General features: G+C 63.5%; 20 protein-coding genes. 16 read left to right on the plus strand and 4 right to left on the minus strand.

Annotated elements, in window-relative coordinates; genetic code table 11:
• Nucleotides 1–102: 102 nt before the first annotated feature.
• The 3 genes from LMH93_RS07725 to fliK form a co-directional block, all read right to left on the minus strand.
• Nucleotides 103–2,814 carry a dermonecrotic toxin domain-containing protein gene (locus tag LMH93_RS07725; protein WP_230064964.1) on the minus strand — a complete coding sequence of 904 codons (2,712 nt, stop codon included), beginning with the start codon at nt 2,812–2,814 and terminating at the stop codon, nt 103–105.
• Nucleotides 2,815–2,881: 67 nt separating this feature from the next.
• On the minus strand, nt 2,882–3,220 hold the full coding sequence (locus tag LMH93_RS07730; protein ID WP_004577455.1) for an EscU/YscU/HrcU family type III secretion system export apparatus switch protein: 339 nt from the start codon (nt 3,218–3,220) through the stop codon (nt 2,882–2,884).
• Nucleotides 3,217–4,773 (minus strand): flagellar hook-length control protein FliK, encoded by a 1,557-nt coding sequence (fliK, locus tag LMH93_RS07735; RefSeq protein WP_230064965.1) that lies wholly within the window; start codon nt 4,771–4,773, stop codon nt 3,217–3,219. Before fliK ends, LMH93_RS07730 begins: the two co-directional genes overlap by 4 nt.
• 170 nt (nt 4,774–4,943) lie before the next feature.
• Here fliK and ccmA point away from each other — a divergent pair, with 170 nt between their 5' ends.
• The 16 genes from ccmA to LMH93_RS07815 all read left to right on the plus strand — a co-directional run bounded on the left by ccmA (nt 4,944) and on the right by LMH93_RS07815 (nt 18,056).
• Complete coding sequence (gene ccmA / locus LMH93_RS07740) at nt 4,944–5,576, plus strand: cytochrome c biogenesis heme-transporting ATPase CcmA (protein ID WP_004577457.1); 633 nt, start codon at nt 4,944–4,946, stop codon at nt 5,574–5,576.
• Nucleotides 5,573–6,241, plus strand: a complete 669-nt coding sequence (gene ccmB, locus LMH93_RS07745) for a heme exporter protein CcmB (protein WP_012051653.1) — start codon at nt 5,573–5,575, stop codon at nt 6,239–6,241. The genes ccmA and ccmB overlap by 4 nt, the downstream gene beginning before the upstream one ends.
• Before the next feature lie 46 nt (nt 6,242–6,287).
• The gene (locus LMH93_RS07750; RefSeq protein ID WP_003254381.1) at nt 6,288–7,055 is read left to right on the plus strand and encodes a heme ABC transporter permease; all 768 of its coding nucleotides are present in this window, start codon (nt 6,288–6,290) and stop codon (nt 7,053–7,055) included.
• Nucleotides 7,052–7,228 (plus strand): heme exporter protein CcmD, encoded by a 177-nt coding sequence (ccmD, locus tag LMH93_RS07755; RefSeq protein ID WP_003254380.1) that lies wholly within the window; start codon nt 7,052–7,054, stop codon nt 7,226–7,228. Before LMH93_RS07750 ends, ccmD begins: the two co-directional genes overlap by 4 nt.
• Nucleotides 7,225–7,680 carry a cytochrome c maturation protein CcmE gene (ccmE, locus tag LMH93_RS07760; protein ID WP_230064966.1) on the plus strand — a complete coding sequence of 152 codons (456 nt, stop codon included), beginning with the start codon at nt 7,225–7,227 and terminating at the stop codon, nt 7,678–7,680. Before ccmD ends, ccmE begins: the two co-directional genes overlap by 4 nt.
• On the plus strand, nt 7,677–9,665 hold the full coding sequence (locus tag LMH93_RS07765; RefSeq protein ID WP_003254378.1) for a heme lyase CcmF/NrfE family subunit: 1,989 nt from the start codon (nt 7,677–7,679) through the stop codon (nt 9,663–9,665). Before ccmE ends, LMH93_RS07765 begins: the two co-directional genes overlap by 4 nt.
• A complete protein-coding gene (locus LMH93_RS07770; RefSeq protein ID WP_003254377.1) occupies nt 9,662–10,198 on the plus strand; it encodes a DsbE family thiol:disulfide interchange protein in 537 nt (178 codons plus the stop codon). Before LMH93_RS07765 ends, LMH93_RS07770 begins: the two co-directional genes overlap by 4 nt.
• A complete protein-coding gene (locus tag LMH93_RS07775; RefSeq protein ID WP_003254376.1) occupies nt 10,195–10,671 on the plus strand; it encodes a cytochrome c-type biogenesis protein in 477 nt (158 codons plus the stop codon). Before LMH93_RS07770 ends, LMH93_RS07775 begins: the two co-directional genes overlap by 4 nt.
• The gene (ccmI, locus tag LMH93_RS07780; RefSeq protein WP_003254375.1) at nt 10,664–11,860 is read left to right on the plus strand and encodes a c-type cytochrome biogenesis protein CcmI; all 1,197 of its coding nucleotides are present in this window, start codon (nt 10,664–10,666) and stop codon (nt 11,858–11,860) included. The genes LMH93_RS07775 and ccmI overlap by 8 nt, the downstream gene beginning before the upstream one ends.
• A gap of 12 nt (nt 11,861–11,872) precedes the next feature.
• Nucleotides 11,873–12,289 (plus strand): hypothetical protein, encoded by a 417-nt coding sequence (locus LMH93_RS07785; protein ID WP_017148176.1) that lies wholly within the window; start codon nt 11,873–11,875, stop codon nt 12,287–12,289.
• Nucleotides 12,290–13,128: 839 nt separating this feature from the next.
• Nucleotides 13,129–14,067 carry a 2-hydroxyacid dehydrogenase gene (locus LMH93_RS07790; RefSeq protein ID WP_070096741.1) on the plus strand — a complete coding sequence of 313 codons (939 nt, stop codon included), beginning with the start codon at nt 13,129–13,131 and terminating at the stop codon, nt 14,065–14,067.
• Nucleotides 14,068–14,118: 51 nt separating this feature from the next.
• Nucleotides 14,119–14,907: a PhzF family phenazine biosynthesis protein gene (locus tag LMH93_RS07795; protein WP_003254369.1), complete on the plus strand. Its 789-nt coding sequence runs from the start codon at nt 14,119–14,121 to the stop codon at nt 14,905–14,907.
• A 139-nt stretch (nt 14,908–15,046) separates the two neighbouring features.
• Nucleotides 15,047–15,454 carry a GFA family protein gene (locus LMH93_RS07800; protein ID WP_014860679.1) on the plus strand — a complete coding sequence of 136 codons (408 nt, stop codon included), beginning with the start codon at nt 15,047–15,049 and terminating at the stop codon, nt 15,452–15,454.
• 128 nt (nt 15,455–15,582) lie between these two features.
• Entirely contained in the window at nt 15,583–15,921 is a 339-nt protein-coding gene (locus LMH93_RS07805; protein WP_003254365.1) for an FKBP-type peptidyl-prolyl cis-trans isomerase, read from the plus strand.
• Between the two features lie 234 nt (nt 15,922–16,155).
• Nucleotides 16,156–16,818: a histidine phosphatase family protein gene (locus LMH93_RS07810; protein WP_004577112.1), complete on the plus strand. Its 663-nt coding sequence runs from the start codon at nt 16,156–16,158 to the stop codon at nt 16,816–16,818.
• A gap of 44 nt (nt 16,819–16,862) precedes the next feature.
• A complete protein-coding gene (locus LMH93_RS07815; protein ID WP_230064967.1) occupies nt 16,863–18,056 on the plus strand; it encodes a D-amino acid dehydrogenase in 1,194 nt (397 codons plus the stop codon).
• Nucleotides 18,057–18,174: 118 nt separating this feature from the next.
• Here the strand turns inward: LMH93_RS07815 and LMH93_RS07820 are convergent, their stop codons facing one another.
• Nucleotides 18,175–18,903 (minus strand): aspartate/glutamate racemase family protein, encoded by a 729-nt coding sequence (locus tag LMH93_RS07820; RefSeq protein WP_003254359.1) that lies wholly within the window; start codon nt 18,901–18,903, stop codon nt 18,175–18,177.
• Nucleotides 18,904–18,916 lie beyond the last annotated feature (13 nt).

Here is an 18,916-nt window from a genome sequence, read left to right on the forward strand (position 1 = left end):
AGGTAGCCTCGTTAGCAGGCTCGTCACCTGGGACATCGAGCGGCGCCCATGCGTCGCTCGATCTGAAGGGCGCCGCCAGGCCCGTTCAGTTCCCCATGCATTTCAGTTGCGAACCCAGGAGTGATTGCCGCCGACGCCGGCAAAACGGTTCAGGGGCAGCAATTGCTTCAGGGCAGCATTGGCCTGTGAGGCGTCGATGAATGGGTAGGTGTTGACGCGTGGCATGATGTGCAAGTTGATGATCTGGCGCAGGGTCCGCAGCCCGGGTAGATGGCGATCGACCATCTCGGTGAGCAGCGCCGGGCCGGTGAGGTAGCTGAGCTTGTTGGCATAGCGGTAGAAATTGCCAGGGTCCTGTTCCAGGCTCGGTCGGCTGTCGTAAAAGTCTGCATGGGTCTGGTAGCGTGTGAGCATTTCATCGGAGATCGCATCCAGCACCGGGTTGCCTGGGTGGCTACCTATGAGGCTGGTGTTGTACAGGCAATTCATGCTCATTTTTTCGTTGCACATCGGCGGTGGCAGCAGCAGCCCATCGGGCGGGGTGTGCAGCTCGACCTGGTCGATCGTTTCGCCCTTGCCGTCCGGCAGCAGGAAATCGTCTACGTCCATGTACAGCCCACCCTCATGGTGCAGCATTCGGTAGCGCAGCACATCCGTCGCCGACGCGTAATTGGTGGCGATGCCACCGTTGCCATCCAGTGCTGCATCGTACTGTGCGTAATAGCGGCTCTGGCGGAAGGCCCGGAAGAAACCTTGCTCTTCAAGCGGCAATACCTGAAGCCCCGGCGCCCGGGCTGCCAATAGCCTTGCGTTCTGTTCGTAGGCGGTAGGCGAAGCCTTCGACAGAAACAGGCGCATGCTGTATTCACTGTCGCTCAGGCGCGCTGCGTTGGCGGCAAGGTTGGCCAGCAATGGCTCGCCAAGGACGTTGTTGCCGACCCAGAGGCTGGATATGAGTTTTGGGATAGGTGCGCTGTCCGGCGCCCGTGTCGGTATTTGCACCGGCAGGGGCAGGTCGACACCCAAGGCGCGCAAAGTGCGCGTGCGCATGGCGTCGGTTACCGGCCGAGGCATGTCGAGCGCCACCAGGTCACGGCTGCCGGGGACTGCCACGTAGGCTTGCGGATCGACCTCGTTGACGTCGTCCTTGAGGATGAACGCATTCCGCTCCATGTCATAGACCACCCGCGCGTTGTAGGTTTCGATGCTGCATTCCAGGTCGTCCAGTTCGCCATCGTAGTGGGGCAACCGTATCACCGCGCCGGCAACCTCCGGGTCGCCGTCATCAAGGGGTGCAATGGGCTCGTGGTTGTGGAAGTACTCCGCGCCTTCTGGCTCTGGAAGCCGCGGTGGGCTGGTCGGGCTCAACGGATAGCCGAGCTGCCCGTTGACCTCGCGCGGCATGACAAAACCATCGCTTTTGAACTCGAACAGGGCCTTGATGCCTGCTGTGCCCTCCGTTGCCAGCGGTACGGCGTTGAACAGCCCCCAGGCGATGTCGCCCACCCCATCCTGTTTGGCTTTCAGGCTGTGGCCGTTGATCACCTGATCCAGGCCCAGGCCCAACTGGGCAATGCCACCGAGCGCCAGCAGGGGCGCCAGCCCCGGCACCACCAGGCACAGTGGCGCTAGCAGGTTGAGCGTATTGGTGAGGTAGCCTCGCCATTTGGCTTTGGTAACCTGGCTATCGGTGGTGATGACAAAATCGGCATCGTCGTAGCTGCGCTGGCGCTGGCGCTCGGTCAGGGCTGCGAACATATCCCCGGTCAGTTTGGGGTTGTACTTGCCAGGTTTGTAGTTCACGTAGGTTCTGGGGGGCCAGACGCCATCATCGTTGAAATAACCATGTTCAGGCGGCAGCCGGTGCCGAACCGGATAGTCGCCAAGGCCCTCGAGCGCGGTGTCCAGGCCGCTGAAATCGAGGCCCTGAGGGCGGTCGGCGAGCCTGAAGTGTTGTTTGAGTGCCTCGCGTCGGGCGGGGTCCTTGCACTGATCGCCCACCCAGTCCTTGAGCAGGTTCTCGCTGGCGAATTCGAGCAAGGGCGAGCTGTTACCTGGCATGTACAGCAGGGTCAGATCGCTGTGGGGGGCATTGATGTACAGCAGGTCGGTGGCCGCATAGCCATAGATGCTCAGCGTGCTCACCCGTATCTTGAAACGCTGCGGCATCATGCCGGCGGCTTGCCATGCCAGCTCCCTGGCGGCATCGCTCAGGCGCCCCTGGCTGACCTGGGCGTTGCAGGCGGCGATGAAATTGAGCTTGCTGGCCAGGCGGTGACTGTCCTGATGCTCCTGCCAGTACGTGTCGAGCATGGCTTTGAACGGCCTGTGAAAATCCAGCGCTTCTATGAAACGCTGGAAAGCTTCAGCCGGTACCTGAACGTGGGTCGAGGCATCGTAACGGGCAGGGGACGATCGCTGGAACAGGCCGTTGTACACTTCGAAGGCTGCGCCCTGATGGCCAAAGCCCAGCGCTGGCAGGCGATCGACCAGCTTCAACGGCCCTTGGGGGAAGGTGCCTGCCCAAGGGTTGGCGAACAGTGCGCCGATGAGGTTGTTATCGGACTCCCCTTGCCAGTTGCCCAGCAGCGCCTGGGTCATGCTCTGGGTCTGCTGGACCGCTGCCACATACCCTTGGTCATCCGGCCGGTAGTGCAGGGTGACCACATCGACGCGATCGGGGTCGATATGCACACCTTGCCCGGCAAGCCACTGCCGGATCAAGCGATGGGCTTCGCGGTCCGGGCGTGGGATGTTGGCCAGATGGTCTACTACGAACTGCACGCCTTTGGCGTTGATTCTGCTGTCGATCATGACGGTCACCTTGTACGTGGGAAGCCGACAAGGTTGGGCGCATTGAGGGGGAGGGGGTGGTAGATAGTTACTGGCCAGTGCCGGGCAGCGGGGGCAATGGTGGGGTGATATCGCGTTCTGTCGGGCGCGGATCATCGAAGCCGGCGGGTACCTTGCCGCGCAGTTGCCAGGCGAAGGCGATGATTTCGGCAATGGTCAGGTACAGTGCTTCGGGTATTTGATCGCCCAGCTCCAGCCGCGCCAGCAGGCGCACCAGCTCGGCGTTTTCGTAGATCGGCACTTCGTGTTCGCGGGCGAGCGCAAGGATGGCCTCGGCCAGGTCCTCGTCGCCCTTGGCGGTGAGGGTCGGTGCCTGATGGCCGTCGTAGTTCAGCGCTATGGCTTGGCGTGGTGTCGTATCGTTCATGCGGTTTCGTCCACCCAGCGTTGTTCCATCCGTGTGCGTGGCCCCTGCGGCGGGATGCCCGGGTGGCACTCCAGGTCGCCGACTTCCAGGCCCCGGGCCACCAGGCGCGCGCGCAGCGCGCCAAGCTGGGCGTCGATCAACCGCGCGGTCTGCTCGCGCTCCGCCCATAGCTGCCCGCTCAGGCGGCCCTCGCTCAGTTGCGCCTGCACTTGCAGGGGGCCGAGCGGGGACAAGTCGAAGGCCAGCTCGATGCGCCACACGGCTTGCCGAGGGTTTTGGGCTTCATGTTGGCGGTCGGCCTGTTGTTGTGGGGTTTCTTCGCGCTGCAGTTTGACTTGCAGCGGGATGAAGTCCTGGCCGTGGCGGATCGGCACTTCGGTTTGCCAGGTGGTCTGCAGGTTGCCGTTTTCCAGCGTGCCGGTTTGTTGCAGGCTGCTCATGGCGTGGCTCTGCAAACGTGAAACAGCAGCGGCAGCCAGGCGCAGCAGCTGTTGCAGGTCGCCTTCCTCTTCCAGGGCCTTGAGCAGGCGCGACGGTAATGGGAACGCGCCCGGCTGCGGCTTGGGGCTGACCCGCTCAAGCATGCCCAGTGCGCTGCGCGCCAGTATCGGCATGGTCAGGGCCAGGTTGGCGGGGCTCAGAGTGGTGGCCCCTGCCGGGAGGGCAGGGGCCTGGGCCATCAGCCGCAGTAAATGTGCTTTGAGGTCGGTGTCAACGCTGGCGGTGGACCCACTCAGCAGCTTCGCTTCGAGAAAGCTGCCGCTGTTGTTCAAGGCCTGGGCCACTGCCTTGGCGTCGCCCAGTTGTCGGGCGTCCGGCAGGCCGGCCAGCAGGCGTTCGGCGCTGGCGCGCAGCTCGCCATCGACGCCTGGGTCGCGGGTGAGCTGTTGCAGGGTGTTGAGCAGGCCGGGCAGCGAGGCTTGACGGTTTTGCTGTGTCAGCAGCTGTTGGGCAATGCTGAGTTGGTCCTGCCTGCCGCTGAGCGGCACGAAGCGCAATGACTGATCACCCTGCACCAGGGCGCTGAGCAGGCTGCCAATGGCCAGCGGGCGCGGGCTGTCGATGCTCAGCGTGGCACCGGCCTGGGTGCTGTTGAGCAAGCTGACCAGCGCCCGGTACACGGCCGGTTGGCCGGGTGCCTGAGCCAGCGGTTGGTTGGTCAGGACCTTGCCTTGCAGCAAGGTGCCGACCGGCACCTTGCTGGTGTCCAGCTGGGTGAGGGTGGCGACCTGGCTGGCGCTGGCCTGTTGCAACATGATCGCCAGGCGATTGCTTTCGGTCTGGCTGACGGTGATCTGGCTGCCTTGGGGCAGCGGCTGGCTGGCGTTGGCCTGTAGTTGGGTCTGCACGCCGTTGGCCTGCATCAGCCTTAGCACCAGCTGAAAGTCCTGGCCCGCCTGGCGCAACGATAAAACCTCGGCTTGCGCGGTTTCGCCGGGGGCCAGCAACCCGGGCTGTGCCTGGATAAGGCGCAGCAGTTCGCCGGTCGTGCCCGCCTTCATGGCTTGGCTGTTGATCGCGGTTTGTGCGCCGAGACTATTGATTTCAGTCATGATTGTATACAACCTGTCGAGCCCGGCCTCTTGGCAGCGCGGCGGCGCGTGTAATAATGCCGAGCGCCCGTGGTTGCCAGTATAACGGCAGCGCGAGGGGCGACTTGAGACACAAGGGTTCTGGAGTGGTGTTGGCTGCTTCAAAGCCCTACTGAAGATAAGGCGAAACCGTGACCCTTCACCTCCAAGCCGCGGGCCTGGCCTGCGAGCGCGACTGGCGCCTGTTGTTCGAACAGCTCGATTTCGAGCTGGGCGCCGGTGACATGCTGCAGATCAGTGGCCCCAACGGCAGCGGCAAGACCAGCCTGTTGCGCTTGCTGGCCGGGCTGATGCAGCCGACGGCCGGGCAGATTCTGCTGGGTGGCAAGCCACTGGCAGAACAGCGTCATGCCCTGGCCAGCGCCCTGCTGTGGATTGGCCACGCCGCTGGCATCAAGGACTTGCTCACCGCCGAGGAGAATCTCACCTGGCTGTGCGCCTTGCACCAGCCGGCCAGCCGCGAGGCGATCTGGGCGGCGCTGGAGGCTGTCGGCCTGCGCGGTTTCGAAGACGTCCCCTGCCATACCCTGTCGGCCGGCCAGCAGCGCCGCGTGGCGCTGGCCCGGCTGCACCTGGCTTGCCCGCCGCTATGGATTCTCGACGAGCCGTTCACCGCGCTCGACAAGCAAGGCGTGGCGCAGCTTGAAGCGCACCTGGCAGCCCACTGCGAGCGGGGCGGCACGGTGGTGCTGACGACTCACCACACACTGGAACGCAAGCCCTCCGGTTACCGAGAACTGAACCTGGGGCAATGGGCTGCATGAGCGTATTCATTTTGCTGCTGCGCCGCGAAGCGCGCCTGCTGTTCCGTCGCCCGGCCGAACTGGCCAACCCGTTGGTGTTCTTCGCCATTGTCGTGGCCATGTTCCCGCTGGCGGTCGGCCCGGAAAGCCAATTGTTGCAAACCTTGTCGCCGGGCCTGGTCTGGGTGGCGGCGTTGCTGGCCGTGTTGTTGTCGCTGGACGGCCTGTTCCGCAGCGATTTCGAAGACGGCTCGCTGGAGCAATGGGTGCTGTCGCCGCACCCACTGGCGTTGCTGGTGCTGGCCAAGGTGCTGGCGCACTGGATCTTTTCCGGGCTGGCGCTGGTATTGTTGGCGCCACTGCTGGCACTGATGCTGGGGCTGCCAAGCCATTGCCTGCCGGTGCTCCTCGGTTCGCTGCTGCTGGGTACGCCGGTATTGAGCTTGCTGGGCGCGGTAGGTGCGGCACTGACAGTCGGCCTTAAACGCGGAGGTTTGTTACTGGCGTTGCTGATTCTGCCGTTGTATATCCCTGTATTGATCCTGGGCAGTGGTGCGTTGCAAGCGGCGTTGCAAAATATGCCGGCAACCGGCCATCTGCTCTGGCTCGCCAGCCTGACGGCCCTGGCCGTTACCCTGGCACCCTTTGCGATAGCGGCCGGCCTGAAGATCAGCGTCGGCGAATAACGAGTCCCGGGCTCTCAAGCCCGGCAAATACCCTGGATGTACCCTGATGAAAATAAGCTGGACGTGGTTCCACAAGCTGGGCTCCCCGAAATGGTTCTATGCCATCAGCGGCCGCATGCTGCCGTGGCTGGCCGGTGCTGCCGTGCTCCTGCTGCTGGTCGGCATCACCTGGGGCCTGGCCTTCGCCCCCCAGGACTACCAGCAAGGCAACAGCTTCCGCATCATCTATATCCACGTGCCGGCGGCGATGCTGGCGCAGTCCTGCTATGTGCTACTGGCGGTGGCCGGGGTGGTGGGGCTGGTGTGGAAGATGAAACTGGCCGACGTCGCCCTGCAATGTGCCGCGCCCATTGGCGCCTGGATGACCGCCGTGGCCCTGGTTACCGGCGCCATCTGGGGCAAGCCGACCTGGGGCAGCTGGTGGGTGTGGGATGCCCGCCTTACGTCCATGCTCATCCTGCTGTTCCTGTACTTCGGCATTATTGCGCTGGGCCAGGCGATCAGTAATCGTGACAGTGCAGCCAAGGCCTGTGCGGTGCTTGCGATTGTCGGTGTGGTGAATATCCCGATCATCAAGTATTCAGTGGAGTGGTGGAACACCCTGCACCAGGGCGCCACCTTCACCCTTACCGAAAAGCCGGCGATGCCGGCCGAAATGTGGTTGCCGCTGTTGTGCACGGCGCTGGGTTTCTACTGTTTCTTCGGCACCGTACTGCTGCTGCGCATGCGCCTTGAAGTGCTCAAGCGCGAAGCACGCGCCAGTTGGGTCAGGGACGAAGTATTGAACAGCCTGGGACGGAGGGCCGCACAATGAGCTTTGCCACCTTCGGTGACTTTCTCGCCATGGGCCACCATGGCCTGTACGTGTGGTCGGCCTATGGCATCTGCCTGGCGGTGCTGGCGCTGAATGTCGGTGCGCCACTGCTGGCCCGTCGTCGCTATTTGCAAGAAGAGGCGCGCCGTTTGCGCCGGGAGAACAACCAGTGAATCCGCAGCGCAAGAAACGCCTGTTGCTCATCGTCGGCCTGCTGGTCGGCGTCGGGGTTGCCGTCGGCTTTGCCTTGAGCGCATTGCAGCAGAACATCAACCTGTTCTATACACCGACCCAGATCGCCAACGGCGAAGCCCCGCTGGACACGCGCATCCGCGCCGGCGGCATGGTGGAGAAAGGCTCGGTGCTGCGTTCGGCCGACTCGCTGGACGTGCGTTTCGTGGTAACCGACTTTAACAAGTCGGTACCCATCACCTACCGCGGCATCCTCCCCGACCTGTTCCGCGAAGGGCAGGGCATCGTCGCCCTTGGCAAGCTCAATGCCGACGGTGTGGTGGTAGCCGATGAAGTGCTGGCCAAGCACGACGAGAAATACATGCCGCCCGAAGTCACCAAGGCCCTGAAGGAAAGCGGCCAGGCCGCTGCCGGCGGGGAGACGAAGCCATGAACGCAGCACTGGTAGTCCCCGAACTGGGCCAGTTGGCGATGATTCTGGCCATCTGCTTTGCCGTCGTGCAGGCCAGTGTGCCGTTGCTTGGCGCGTGGCGTGGCGACAGCCTGTGGATGAGCCTGGCGCGGCCGGCAGCGTGGGGGCAGTTCGCCTTCCTGGCGTTTGCCTTTGCCTGCCTGACCCATGCCTTCATGACAGACAATTTCTCGGTCGCCTATGTGGCCAGCAACTCCAACAGCGCCTTGCCCTGGTACTACAAGTTCAGTGCGGTGTGGGGCGCCCATGAGGGTTCGTTGCTGCTTTGGGCGCTGATCCTCGGCGGCTGGACCTTTGCCGTGTCGGTGTTCTCCCGGCAGTTGCCGCAGGTGATGCTGGCCCGCGTGCTGGCGGTAATGGGCATGATCAGCGTGGGCTTCCTGAGCTTTCTGATCATTACTTCCAACCCGTTCCAGCGCCTGCTGCCGCAGGTGCCGACCGATGGCCGTGACCTCAACCCGCTGCTGCAGGACTTTGGCCTGATCGTTCACCCACCCATGCTCTACATGGGCTATGTGGGCTTCTCGGTGGCCTTCGCGTTCGCCATTGCCGCCTTGCTCGGCGGCCGGCTGGACGCTGCCTGGGCGCGCTGGTCGCGGCCGTGGACCATCGTCGCCTGGGCTTTCCTGGGTGTTGGCATCACCTTGGGGTCGTGGTGGGCCTACTACGAACTGGGCTGGGGTGGCTGGTGGTTCTGGGACCCGGTGGAAAACGCCTCGTTCATGCCTTGGCTGGTGGGCACCGCACTGATCCACTCGCTGGCGGTGACCGAGAAACGCGGGGTATTCAAGAGCTGGACGGTGCTGCTGGCAATTGCCGCATTCTCGCTGAGCCTGCTGGGTACCTTCCTGGTGCGTTCCGGGGTGCTGACCTCGGTGCACGCGTTTGCCGCCGACCCGTCGCGGGGTATTTTCATCCTGTTTTTCCTGCTGTTCGTGGTCGGCGGGTCGCTCACCCTGTTCGCCCTGCGCGCACCGGTGGTCAAGAGCCAGGTCGGTTTCGCCCTGTGGTCGCGTGAAACGCTGCTGCTGGCCAACAACCTGGTGCTGGTGGTCGCGGCGTCGATGATTCTGCTCGGTACCCTGTACCCATTGGTGCTCGATGCCCTGACCGGGGCCAAGCTGTCGGTCGGCCCGCCCTATTTCGACGCCTTGTTCCTGCCACTGATGGCGCTGCTGATGGTGGTGCTGAGCGTGGGCGTGGTGGTGCGCTGGAAGGACACCCCGGGCAAATGGTTGGTCAGCATGATGACCCCGGTATTGATCGGCAGTGCCATCCTTGCCCCGGTTGCCGGCTTTATCGTCGACGACTTCGACTGGCCGACGCTGACGGCCTTCGCCCTGGCCGCCTGGGTAGTGCTTGGCGGGCTGCGTGACATTTTCGACAAGACCCGCCACAAGGGCCTGGTCAAAGGCCTGCCGGGCCTGGGCCGCAGCTACTGGGGCATGCAACTGGCGCACCTGGGCCTGGCGGTGTGTGCGCTGGGCGTGGTGCTGTCCAGCAACAACAGCGCCGAGCGCGACCTGCGCATGGCGCCGGGCGAAAGCGTGGAGCTGGGTGGCTACCACTTCCTGTTCCAGGGCGCCAAGCACTTCGAGGGGCCGAACTTCATCTCTGACAAGGGCACCATCGTGGTCAGCCGCGATGGCCGTGAAGTGACCACACTGTACCCGGAGAAGCGCCTGTACACCGTGCAACAGTCGATGATGACCGAAGCGGGCATCGACGCCGGCTTTACCCGCGACCTGTACGTCGCGCTTGGCGAGCCACTGGAGAATGGCGCCTGGGCTGTGCGCGTACATATTAAGCCTTACGTCCGCTGGATCTGGCTGGGCGGTCTGCTGACCGGCCTGGGCGGGTTGCTGGCGGCCCTCGACCGGCGCTACCGCGTCAAGGTCAAGACCCGGGTGCGTGATGTCCTGGGCGTGTCTGGAGCAGCTGCATGAAGCGTTGGATCATGGTAGTGCCCCTTGCAGTGTTCCTGCTGGTGGCGGTCTTCCTCTACAAGGGGCTTTTCCTCAAGCCCGACGAGCTGCCTTCGGCAATGATCGGCAAACCGTTCCCGGTGTTTTCCCTGGCGTCGACACAGGGGGACCGCACCCTGACTCAGGCCGACTTGCAGGGGCGCCCGGCACTGGTCAACGTGTGGGCCACCTGGTGCCCGTCGTGCAAGGTCGAGCACCCGTACCTGAACCAGCTGGCACAGCAGGGGGTGGTGATCCATGGGGTCAACTACAAGGATGACAACGCCGCCGCGCAGAAGTGGTTGGCCGAGTTCCACAACCCCTATCAGCTGGATATTCGTGACGAACAGGGCAGCCTGGGCCTGGACCTTGGGGTGTATGGGGCGCCGGAAACCTTCCTGATCGATGCCAAGGGCATCATCCGCTACAAGCACGTCGGCATCGTCGATGCCACGGTCTGGCGTGAACAGCTGGCGCCGTTGTACCAGGGCCTGATTGATGAGGCCAAGCCATGAGGCGTTGGCTGGCAGCTGCGGTGCTGGGCATGAGCCTGGCCGGTGTGGCCAAGGCGGCTATCGACACCTACCAGTTTCGCGACGAGGCCGAGCGCGAGCGTTACCAACAGTTGACCAAGGAACTGCGCTGCCCCAAGTGCCAGAACCAGGATATTGCCGACTCCAACGCGCCGATTGCTGCCGACCTGCGCCGAGAAATCTTCCGCATGCTCGGCGAAGGCCAGAGCAACCAGCAGATCATCGACTTCATGGTCGACCGCTATGGCGACTTCGTGCGCTACAAGCCGGCGCTCAGCGGGCGTACCTGGCTGCTGTGGTTTGGCCCGGGGATCTTGCTGGCCGGTGGCTTCGTGGTGCTGGCGGTGATCGTACGCCGGCGCCGTGCTACGGCCGTGCAGGGCGCCGATGAGTTGTCTGCCGAAGAACGCGAGCGTCTCGCCAAACTGCTGGAAAAAGAACAGACCCATGATTGAATTCTGGCTTAGCGCGGGCCTTCTGCTGCTCGCTGCCCTCAGCTTTTTGCTGCTCCCGATCTTGCGTGGCCGCCGTCGCCAGCAGGAAGAAGACCGCACGGCCTTGAACGTGGCCCTTTACCAGGAACGTGTCGCCGAGCTGGCGGCCCAACAAGCCGCCGGTGTGCTCGATGAGGCGCAGATGGCCAAGGGCCGGGACGAGGCTGCCCGCGAGCTGCTGGCCGATACCGAAGGCGCTGAGGCCCCGCGCCAGGGGCATTTGGGCAAGGCCCTGCCGCTGCTGGCTGCGGTACTGGTACCGCTGATGGCGCTGGGGCTGTACCTGCATTTCGGGGCGGCCGACAAGGTGGCGCTGACCCAGGAGTTTGCCGAGGCTCCCAAGTCGATGGAAGAAATGACCACGCGCCTTGAACGCGTGGTGCAGGCCCAGCCGGATTCGGCCGAGGCCATGTATTTCCTTGGCCGGGCCTACATGGCCGAGCAGCGCCCGGCCGACGCCGCGCGTACGTTCGAACGGGCCGTGGCCCTGGCTGGCCGCCAGCCCGAGCTGCTGGGGCAGTGGGCCCAGGCCCAGTACTTTGCCGCCAACAAGCAGTGGAGCCCGCAATTGCAGGCGCTGACTGACGAAGCGCTGAAGGCGGACCCCAACGAGGTGACCAGCCTGGGCCTGCGCGGTATTGCCGCGTTTGAAGGCGAGCGCTATCAGGAAGCGATCGACTACTGGAAGCGCTTGCTGGCGCAGTTGCCAGAAGGTGATGCATCGCGAGCGGCGTTGCAGGGGGGGATCGACCGTGCCGCCGAGCGCCTGGGTGGCGCGCCAGTGCAGGCTACTGAGCCTGCACCTGTGGCGGCTCGCCTGAAAGTGCGGGTGGAACTGGCGGCTGCCTTGAAGGACAAGGTCCAGCCGGACGACACGGTGTTTATCTTCGCTCGCGCCAGCAATGGCCCGCCGATGCCGCTGGCGGCCAAGCGGGTGACCGTGGCGCAGTTGCCGATCGAGGTGGAGTTGTCTGATGCTGATGCGATGATGCCGCAGATGAAACTGTCGCAGTATGCCGAAGTCCAACTGGTTGCACGTGTTTCACGCGCGGGTCAGCCTACCCAGGGTGAGTGGATTGGCCAGGGGGCGCCGTTGTCTAGCGCCACCCAGGCTACCCAGCGCCTGACCATCGACACTCCAGACCAGTAAGAGAGCAATGCCATGCACAGCACCGTCCGCCTGACCCTGATTACCCTGGCCCTGGGTTTGTCTGCGTGTACGGTGCATGAGCCGTACGAGCAGCCCGCGCCACCGATCGAGCGTGTGCCGCCGTCTGGGCCGGTGGTCAAGCCCTTGCCGGGCAGGCAGCCTTCCACTTCGCCGAGCAAGCCAGCGGCGATACCCAAGCCCATGCCGCGTACCTCGGCCAGCTTTGCGCCACCGCCTGGCGGGGCAAGTCACTGGGATCCCAAACTGGGTGTATATGTGTTGGAGAAGCAGCCCAATACCTTCTACCGGCAGCGTACCTACTATCGGTTTGATAACGGCTGGAGCTGGTCGTTGAGCCCGAATGGGCCTTGGCAGGAAACTGACAGCAGTGGTGTACCCGGTGGGTTAGGGCGCGCGTTCGCGCAGTAACGCTGTTTCTGTATCTGCTTATTCTGCTTCTGCTTCTGCTTCTGCTTCTGCTTTTGCTTGTAAGCGCGCGGTAGTTCAGGCGACGCAGATTGCGACTTCAGGAGGCCGAGCGCAGGGCTTGCGAAGGGAGGTGACGGGCATGGATGCCCGTCAAGCGCTGAGGCCCCATGGATGGGGCCTGCAGCGCGTACTCCCGGGAGCAAGACCGTAGCGAGGGAACCCCGGAGCGTAGCGCAGGGGCCGTATGATAGGAGCCAGCGTTTTTTGGTTACTTTTTGTCGCGTTTGACAAAAAGTGACCCGCCGTAAGGGCGGAAAGGTGACTATGCGCCACGTGCGTGAATGAATACCTACTCGATGTGAATGCCCACATCCAAGAAGCAAGAAGCAAGAAGCAAGAAGCAAATTCGTCTGTTTTGACTCAGCGAACAGTCCATTCGCGATGGCGACGCTGACTCACCTTTTCGCCCTTACGGCGAGTCACTTTTTGTCAAACGCGACAAAAAGTAACCAAAAAACGCTGCGCTCCCATCATCCGGCCCCTGCGCTGCGCTCCGGGGTCCCCTCTCTCCGGCCTCGCTCCCGGGAGGACCGCGCTGCAGGCCCCATCCTGGGGCCCAGCGCTTGACGGGCATCCATGCCCGTCACCTCCCTCCGCAAGGCCTACGTTCGGCCTCCTGAAGTCGCGAAGATCAAGATCAACAGCAACAGCAACAGCAACAGCAACAGCAACAGCAACAGCAACAGCAACAGCACAGTACAGTTTTGCCTTGTTATTTCCATTGACTGTACCGGCCGGTGACTCCGCATAATGACGCCTCGAATTCACCCGGAGGTGGCATGAGCAAGACAGTCCTGGTACTGGTGGAAACCGTCGACGATTACCTGCCCATGCTGGAGCAGGCCGGTTACCACCTGATCCGTGCCCCTTCGCCGCAACTGCGCGCCGATGCCATTCATCGCCACGCCGAAGAAATCGATGCGGTACTCACCCGTGGGCCGCTGGGGCTATCCGCCACCGAAATTGATGCATTACCCAGATTGCAGATCATCTGCGTGATCGGCGCCGGCTACGAGCAGGTCGACCTGGCCGCCGCCGCCGCACGCGGCATAACCGTCACCAATGGCGCCGGGGCCAATGCCGCAGCCGTCGCCGACCACACCCTGGCCCTGCTGCTGGCGCTGCTGCGCGACATTCCTCGTGCCGATGCCAGCACGCGGCGCGGTGAATGGAACCGGGTGATCAGCCCCTCCGTGAGTGGCAAACGCCTGGGCATTCTCGGCCTCGGCGCAGTGGGGCTGGCGATCGCCAAGCGGGCCCACTTGGGCTTCGACATGCCCGTCAGCTACCACAGCCGCACACCACGCCAGGATGTGCCCTATGCCTGGTACGACAGCCCTCGGCACTTGGCTGCAGCCGTCGACATCCTGGTGGTGGCCACCCCCGGTGGCGCCAACACCCGGCATCTGGTCGATGCCCACGTCCTTCAGGCCCTGGGCGCTGAAGGCTATCTGGTGAACATCGCCCGTGCCAGCGTGGTCGACACGCAGGCCCTGATTGCCGTATTGCAGCGTGGCCAGCTGGCTGGCGCCGCGCTGGATGTTTTCGATGACGAGCCAGCAGTGCCTGATGCACTCAAGGCCTTGCCCAACACTGTGCTCACACCCCACGTGGCTGGCCAATCGCCAGAAGCCGCGCGCGACACGGTGGCCTTGGTGCTGCGCAACCTGCAGGCGTTCTTTGCCGGTGAGCCAGTTTTGACCCCGGTACGCCCGTAGCCCTTTTCCAGATATCTGCCTGGCAGCGCCCAGGTAACAAGGAGTGTGTGCATGCAACTCGAAATCTTCCAGGTCGATGCCTTTTCCACTGAACCGTTCGGTGGCAACCCGGCCGCAGTGATCCCACTGGAAAGCTGGCTGCCGGACGATGTGCTGCAGCGCATCGCTGAAGAAAACAACCTGTCAGAAACAGCCTACTTCGTGCGCAAAGGCGAAACGTTCGACCTGCGTTGGTTCACCCCCACCGTGGAAGTCGACCTGTGCGGCCATGCTACCTTGGCCTCGGCTTACGTGCTGTTCGAGCAACTGGGTGAGCAGGCGCAAGTACTGCGCTTCAACACCCGCAGTGGCGAGCTGCGTGTCAGCCGCGGCACTGATGGCCTGCTGGCCATGGACTTCCCGGCCAAACAACCCGTAGCGGTGGACACGCCGGCGGGCCTGCTGCAGGCGCTGGGCTTGAGCCAGGCGAAGGCGGTGTACCGTAGCGACGATTATGTGGTGGTGATCGATGACGCCATGCTGCTCGAAACGTTGAAACCCGACTTTGTTGCGCTGTCGGCCTTCGACGTCCGTGGCATTGCCGTGACCGCGGCAGGGCGTGGCTTTGACTTCGTCACCCGCTGGTTCGGCCCGCGGGTTGGTGTGAATGAAGACCCGGTAACCGGCTCGGCGCACACTTCGCTGGCACCGGTATGGGCCCAGAGTCTGGGCAAGAACGTGCTGAGCTGCGAGCAGGGCGGGGCACGCAAAGGGCAGTTGCAGTGCGAAGTGCCGGGCAATGGCCGCGTAATCATCAGTGGGCGGGCGGCGTTGTACCTGCGTGGTACTGCGTACATCTAGCCGTGAGTGCGATGCCCTGTAGCAGACAGCCAGCCCTTTTGGGCTGCGCTGTCTCGCAGAGTACAAAAGCAGCAAGCAAGCGGCTTTCGCGGCGGGCTTCTATAATTGCAGGCCCATCTTTGCATTCGAGGAGCCACCCATGGCCCTGGAAAAACAAGGCACCTGCCTGTGCGGCGACACGCGGCTGACGGTCACCGTCGACAATACTCATATCAGCGCTTGTCATTGCAGCATGTGCCGCAAGTGGACCGGCGGCCCGCTGCTGGTGGTGCACTGCAGCAAGCCTCCGCTGATCGAAGGGCGTGCGCCCAGCGTCTATGATTCGTCCGACTGGGCCCAGCGTGCTTTCTGTGGCCGCTGTGGTACGCACCTGTACTACCGGCTCAAGGCCAACGACTTCCATGCCGTGCCGGTCGGCCTGCTCGATGGCGACCAAGCCTGGGATTTCGACCTGCAGATCTTCGTCGAAGAGAAACCCGCGTGGTACTGCTTCGCCAATCAGACCAAGGAGCTGTCCGGCCAAGAGGTGTTCGAGCAGAACAGCTGATTCAACGTCATGTCTGTACGGAGGCATTCCGTCGGCGAATGCCTCCGGACATTTCTGCGTGAACTTGCCAAACCGGTGCATTCCTGAGAAAAGGGCGGTTTTGTTTTTCAGCGTTTTGGAGTGTACCCGTGAGCCAAGAACTGCAGATCATCGACCTGGTCGAGGGAGACGGCAAAGCCGCCGTCAAAGGTGCCCTGATCACCACCCAGTACACCGGCTGGCTGGCCGATGGCAGCGAGTTCGACTCGTCCTGGTCGCGCGGTAAGCCGTTCCAGTGCGTGATCGGTACCGGCAGGGTAATCAAAGGCTGGGATCAAGGCCTGATGGGCATGCGCGTAGGTGGCAAGCGCAAGCTGCTGGTGCCGGCGCACCTGGGGTATGGCGAACGCAGCGTGGGGGCGATCCCGCCGAATTCGGACCTGACCTTCGAGATCGAACTGCTGGAAGTGCTCACGCGGGATGATTGAGTGGGCACGTTGCAACCCGAGGTTCTTGCACCTTACACAATTGCGCAACACCCAGCCCCTAATCTAGGCCTTGCCTAGGGAACGGCATCCACCTCCAGGGAGGAACCAAACGGGTTCGGGGCACTCTGACCCTGACGCGTTGCCAGGGATGGCATTCACTACACGGGCGCCCTGCAACTGGCCGGGCGATGTGGCGGGTAAACCCGATTTTCTCTGCCACACGAGCCTGTCTTGATGAAGTTGCCAACATTCTTCCGTCGTCGCCGCCACTTGCTGCTGAGCCTGGTGCTCACAGCCGTCGCCGTACCATTGGCCCTGGAGGCTGTCGAAAGCCGGGCACGACCGGTGGATGGCACCCAGACGCTGGTGTTTCTGCGTCATGGCGAGAAGCCGGGCGAGGGGCTCGGGCAGTTGAATTGCCAGGGCCTCAACCGTGCGCTGGACCTGGCCACTGTACTGCCCGAGCGCTTCGGCAAGGCCGACTATGTGTTTGCCGCCAACCCCACGCGGCATGTCGAGGAAGGCAGCCGGGATGAAAGCTACAGCTACATACGCCCATTGATGACCATCACCCCCAGTGCCATCCGCCTCGGCTTACCGGTGAATATCGACTACGGCGCCAACGACACCGCTGAACTGGCCGATGAGTTGCTGAGCGACAAATACCGCAATGCGACCATCTATACCGCCTGGTCCCACGGCTACCTGCCGGAACTGATCAACACGGTGGCCGGCAAGGCCTTGGGGGAGGAGCGGGTGATCACCGAGGACTGGAGCGGCGAAGACTTCGACACCCTCTACGTACTGACCCTGACCTGGCACGATGGCAAGGCCAGCCTGTTGAGCCGCAATGTGCGTCAGGGCCTGAATGACGGTGCGCATAGCTGCCCGACCTGATCCGCTGGTACTGTTTGGCAAGGAAGCCGGAACAGGGATGAGCGATGAAGCAGCGGGTAACGGTGATCGGTGGCGGAGTGGTGGGCCTGGCGACGGCTTACGCGCTGGTTCGGGAAGGGTGGTCGGTTGACCTGATCGAGGCCCGCGACAGCCTGGCGTCGGCCACCAGCTTTGCCAATGGCGGGCAATTGTCTTATCGCTATGTGGCGCCGCTGGCTGATGCCGGGGTGCCGTGGCAGGCGCTGGGCTGGCTGTTGCAGGGCGAGTCGCCATTGCGCTTGCGCTTGCGCATGGACCCGGCCCAGTGGCGCTGGCTGCTGGCATTCACCCTGGCTTGCAGGCGTAGCGTCAATCGCCGTAATGCCGGGCACTTGCTTGAGCTGGCGCTGTACAGCCAGGACGTTTTGGCGCAGTGGCGCGAACACCAGAACCTGGGGGATTTCGCCTGGCGGCGCAATGGCAAGCTGGTGGCTTTTCGCAGTGAACGGGCCTTTGCCCAAGGCCGGGAACAGTTGACGGACCCGGCCAGTCAGCAGGTGCTGGCGGCTGCCGAGCTGCGCGGGCTGGAGCCTGCCCTGGATGGCGCACCGTTTGTGGGGGGCGTGTTCACGGCGGGCGAAGAGGTTGGCGATTGCCACGTGTTTTGCTTGCGGCTGGAGGCGCTGTTGCGTGCGTCGGGCCAGTGCCGTTTCCTGCTTGGCCGGCCAGTGACGCAATTGGTTCAGCGCCAGGGCCAGGTCGTGGCACTGCAACTGGGCGATCAGCAGCTGGACGTGGAGCAGTTGGTGCTGTGTGCTGGGCATCGCGGCCCAGGCTTGGCATTACCGGGGGTGCAGATACCGGTTTACCCGCTGAAGGGCTACAGCCTGACCGCACCGATCAGCGCCGGGCACCTGCCCCCGGAGGTGAGCCTTACCGACTATGAGCGCAAAATCGTCTATGCACGCCTGGGGCAGCAGCTGCGGGTAGCGGCGATGGTGGACATTGTCGGCTTCGACGAGTCGGTGGACATGCGCCGTTTGCAGAGCATGCGGCGGCTGGCGCTGGAGACGCTGCCGAGGGCGGCGGATTATGGCCAGGCGGTGGAGTGGGCGGGGATGCGACCAGCGACACCTACCGGGGTGCCGATCATAGGTGGGACGGTGTACCGCAACCTGTGGCTGAACCTGGGGCATGGGGCGTTGGGGTTCACCTTGGCCTGTGGCAGTGCGCAGCGTTTGGCCAGGATGATGCGTTAAGCGGGCCGGCCTCTTCGCGGCTAAAGCCGCTCCTACGAGGACCCCACGGTATTCAGGCTTGCGCTGGTCCGGTAGGAGCGGCTTTAGCCGCGAAGAGGCCGGTACAGGCGAAGGATGTCTAGCGGCCGAAGCGCATCGGCCAGCCCACCACTTTCTTCGCCCGTGGCGTCGCATAGGTGCGCACTTTGGACGTGCTCAAACCCATGCGCACCAGCGATTCGGCAATGGTCACCGCTGCACTCACACCATCCACCACCGGCACGCCGGTGCGTTGGCGAATCTGCTCGTCCAGCCCGGCCATGCCGCCACAACCCAGGCAAATCACCTCGGCCTTGTCGTCACGCACGGCGCGTTCGGCCTGCTCGACAATCGCCTCCACGGCCCGCAGCGGGTCGGCTTCCAGTTCCAGCACCGCCAGTCCGCTGGCTCGCACCGAGGCGCAGCGGTCATACAGGCCCGAGAGCTTCAGGCGGTCCTCGATCAATGGCACGGTGCGGTCAAGCGTGGTTACTACGGAATAGGCGTGGCCCAGGTACATTGCCGTGCTGGCGGCGGCATCAGTAATGTCCACCACAGGCACGTTGAGCAGTTCCTGCAGGCCTTCGCGGCCATGTTCGCCATAACCGGCCTGGATCACGGCATCGTAGGGCCCTTCAAAGGCCAGGACCCGGTCCATCACCGCGATGGCCGCCAGGTAGCTCTCGAAGTTGCCCTCCACCGATTCGGCTCCGAACCAGGGCGTGAGGCCGACGATTTCGGTACCGGGTGCGGCCACCGCACGGGCCTGCTCGGCAATGGCCTGGGTAATGGCTTCGGTGGTGTTGACGTTGGCGATCAGAATACGCATGGGCAGTCCTCCT

The sequence above is a fragment of the Pseudomonas sp. CIP-10 genome (genome assembly GCF_020911845.1).
GTDB classification, from domain to species: Bacteria; Pseudomonadota; Gammaproteobacteria; order Pseudomonadales; family Pseudomonadaceae; genus Aquipseudomonas; species Aquipseudomonas alloputida.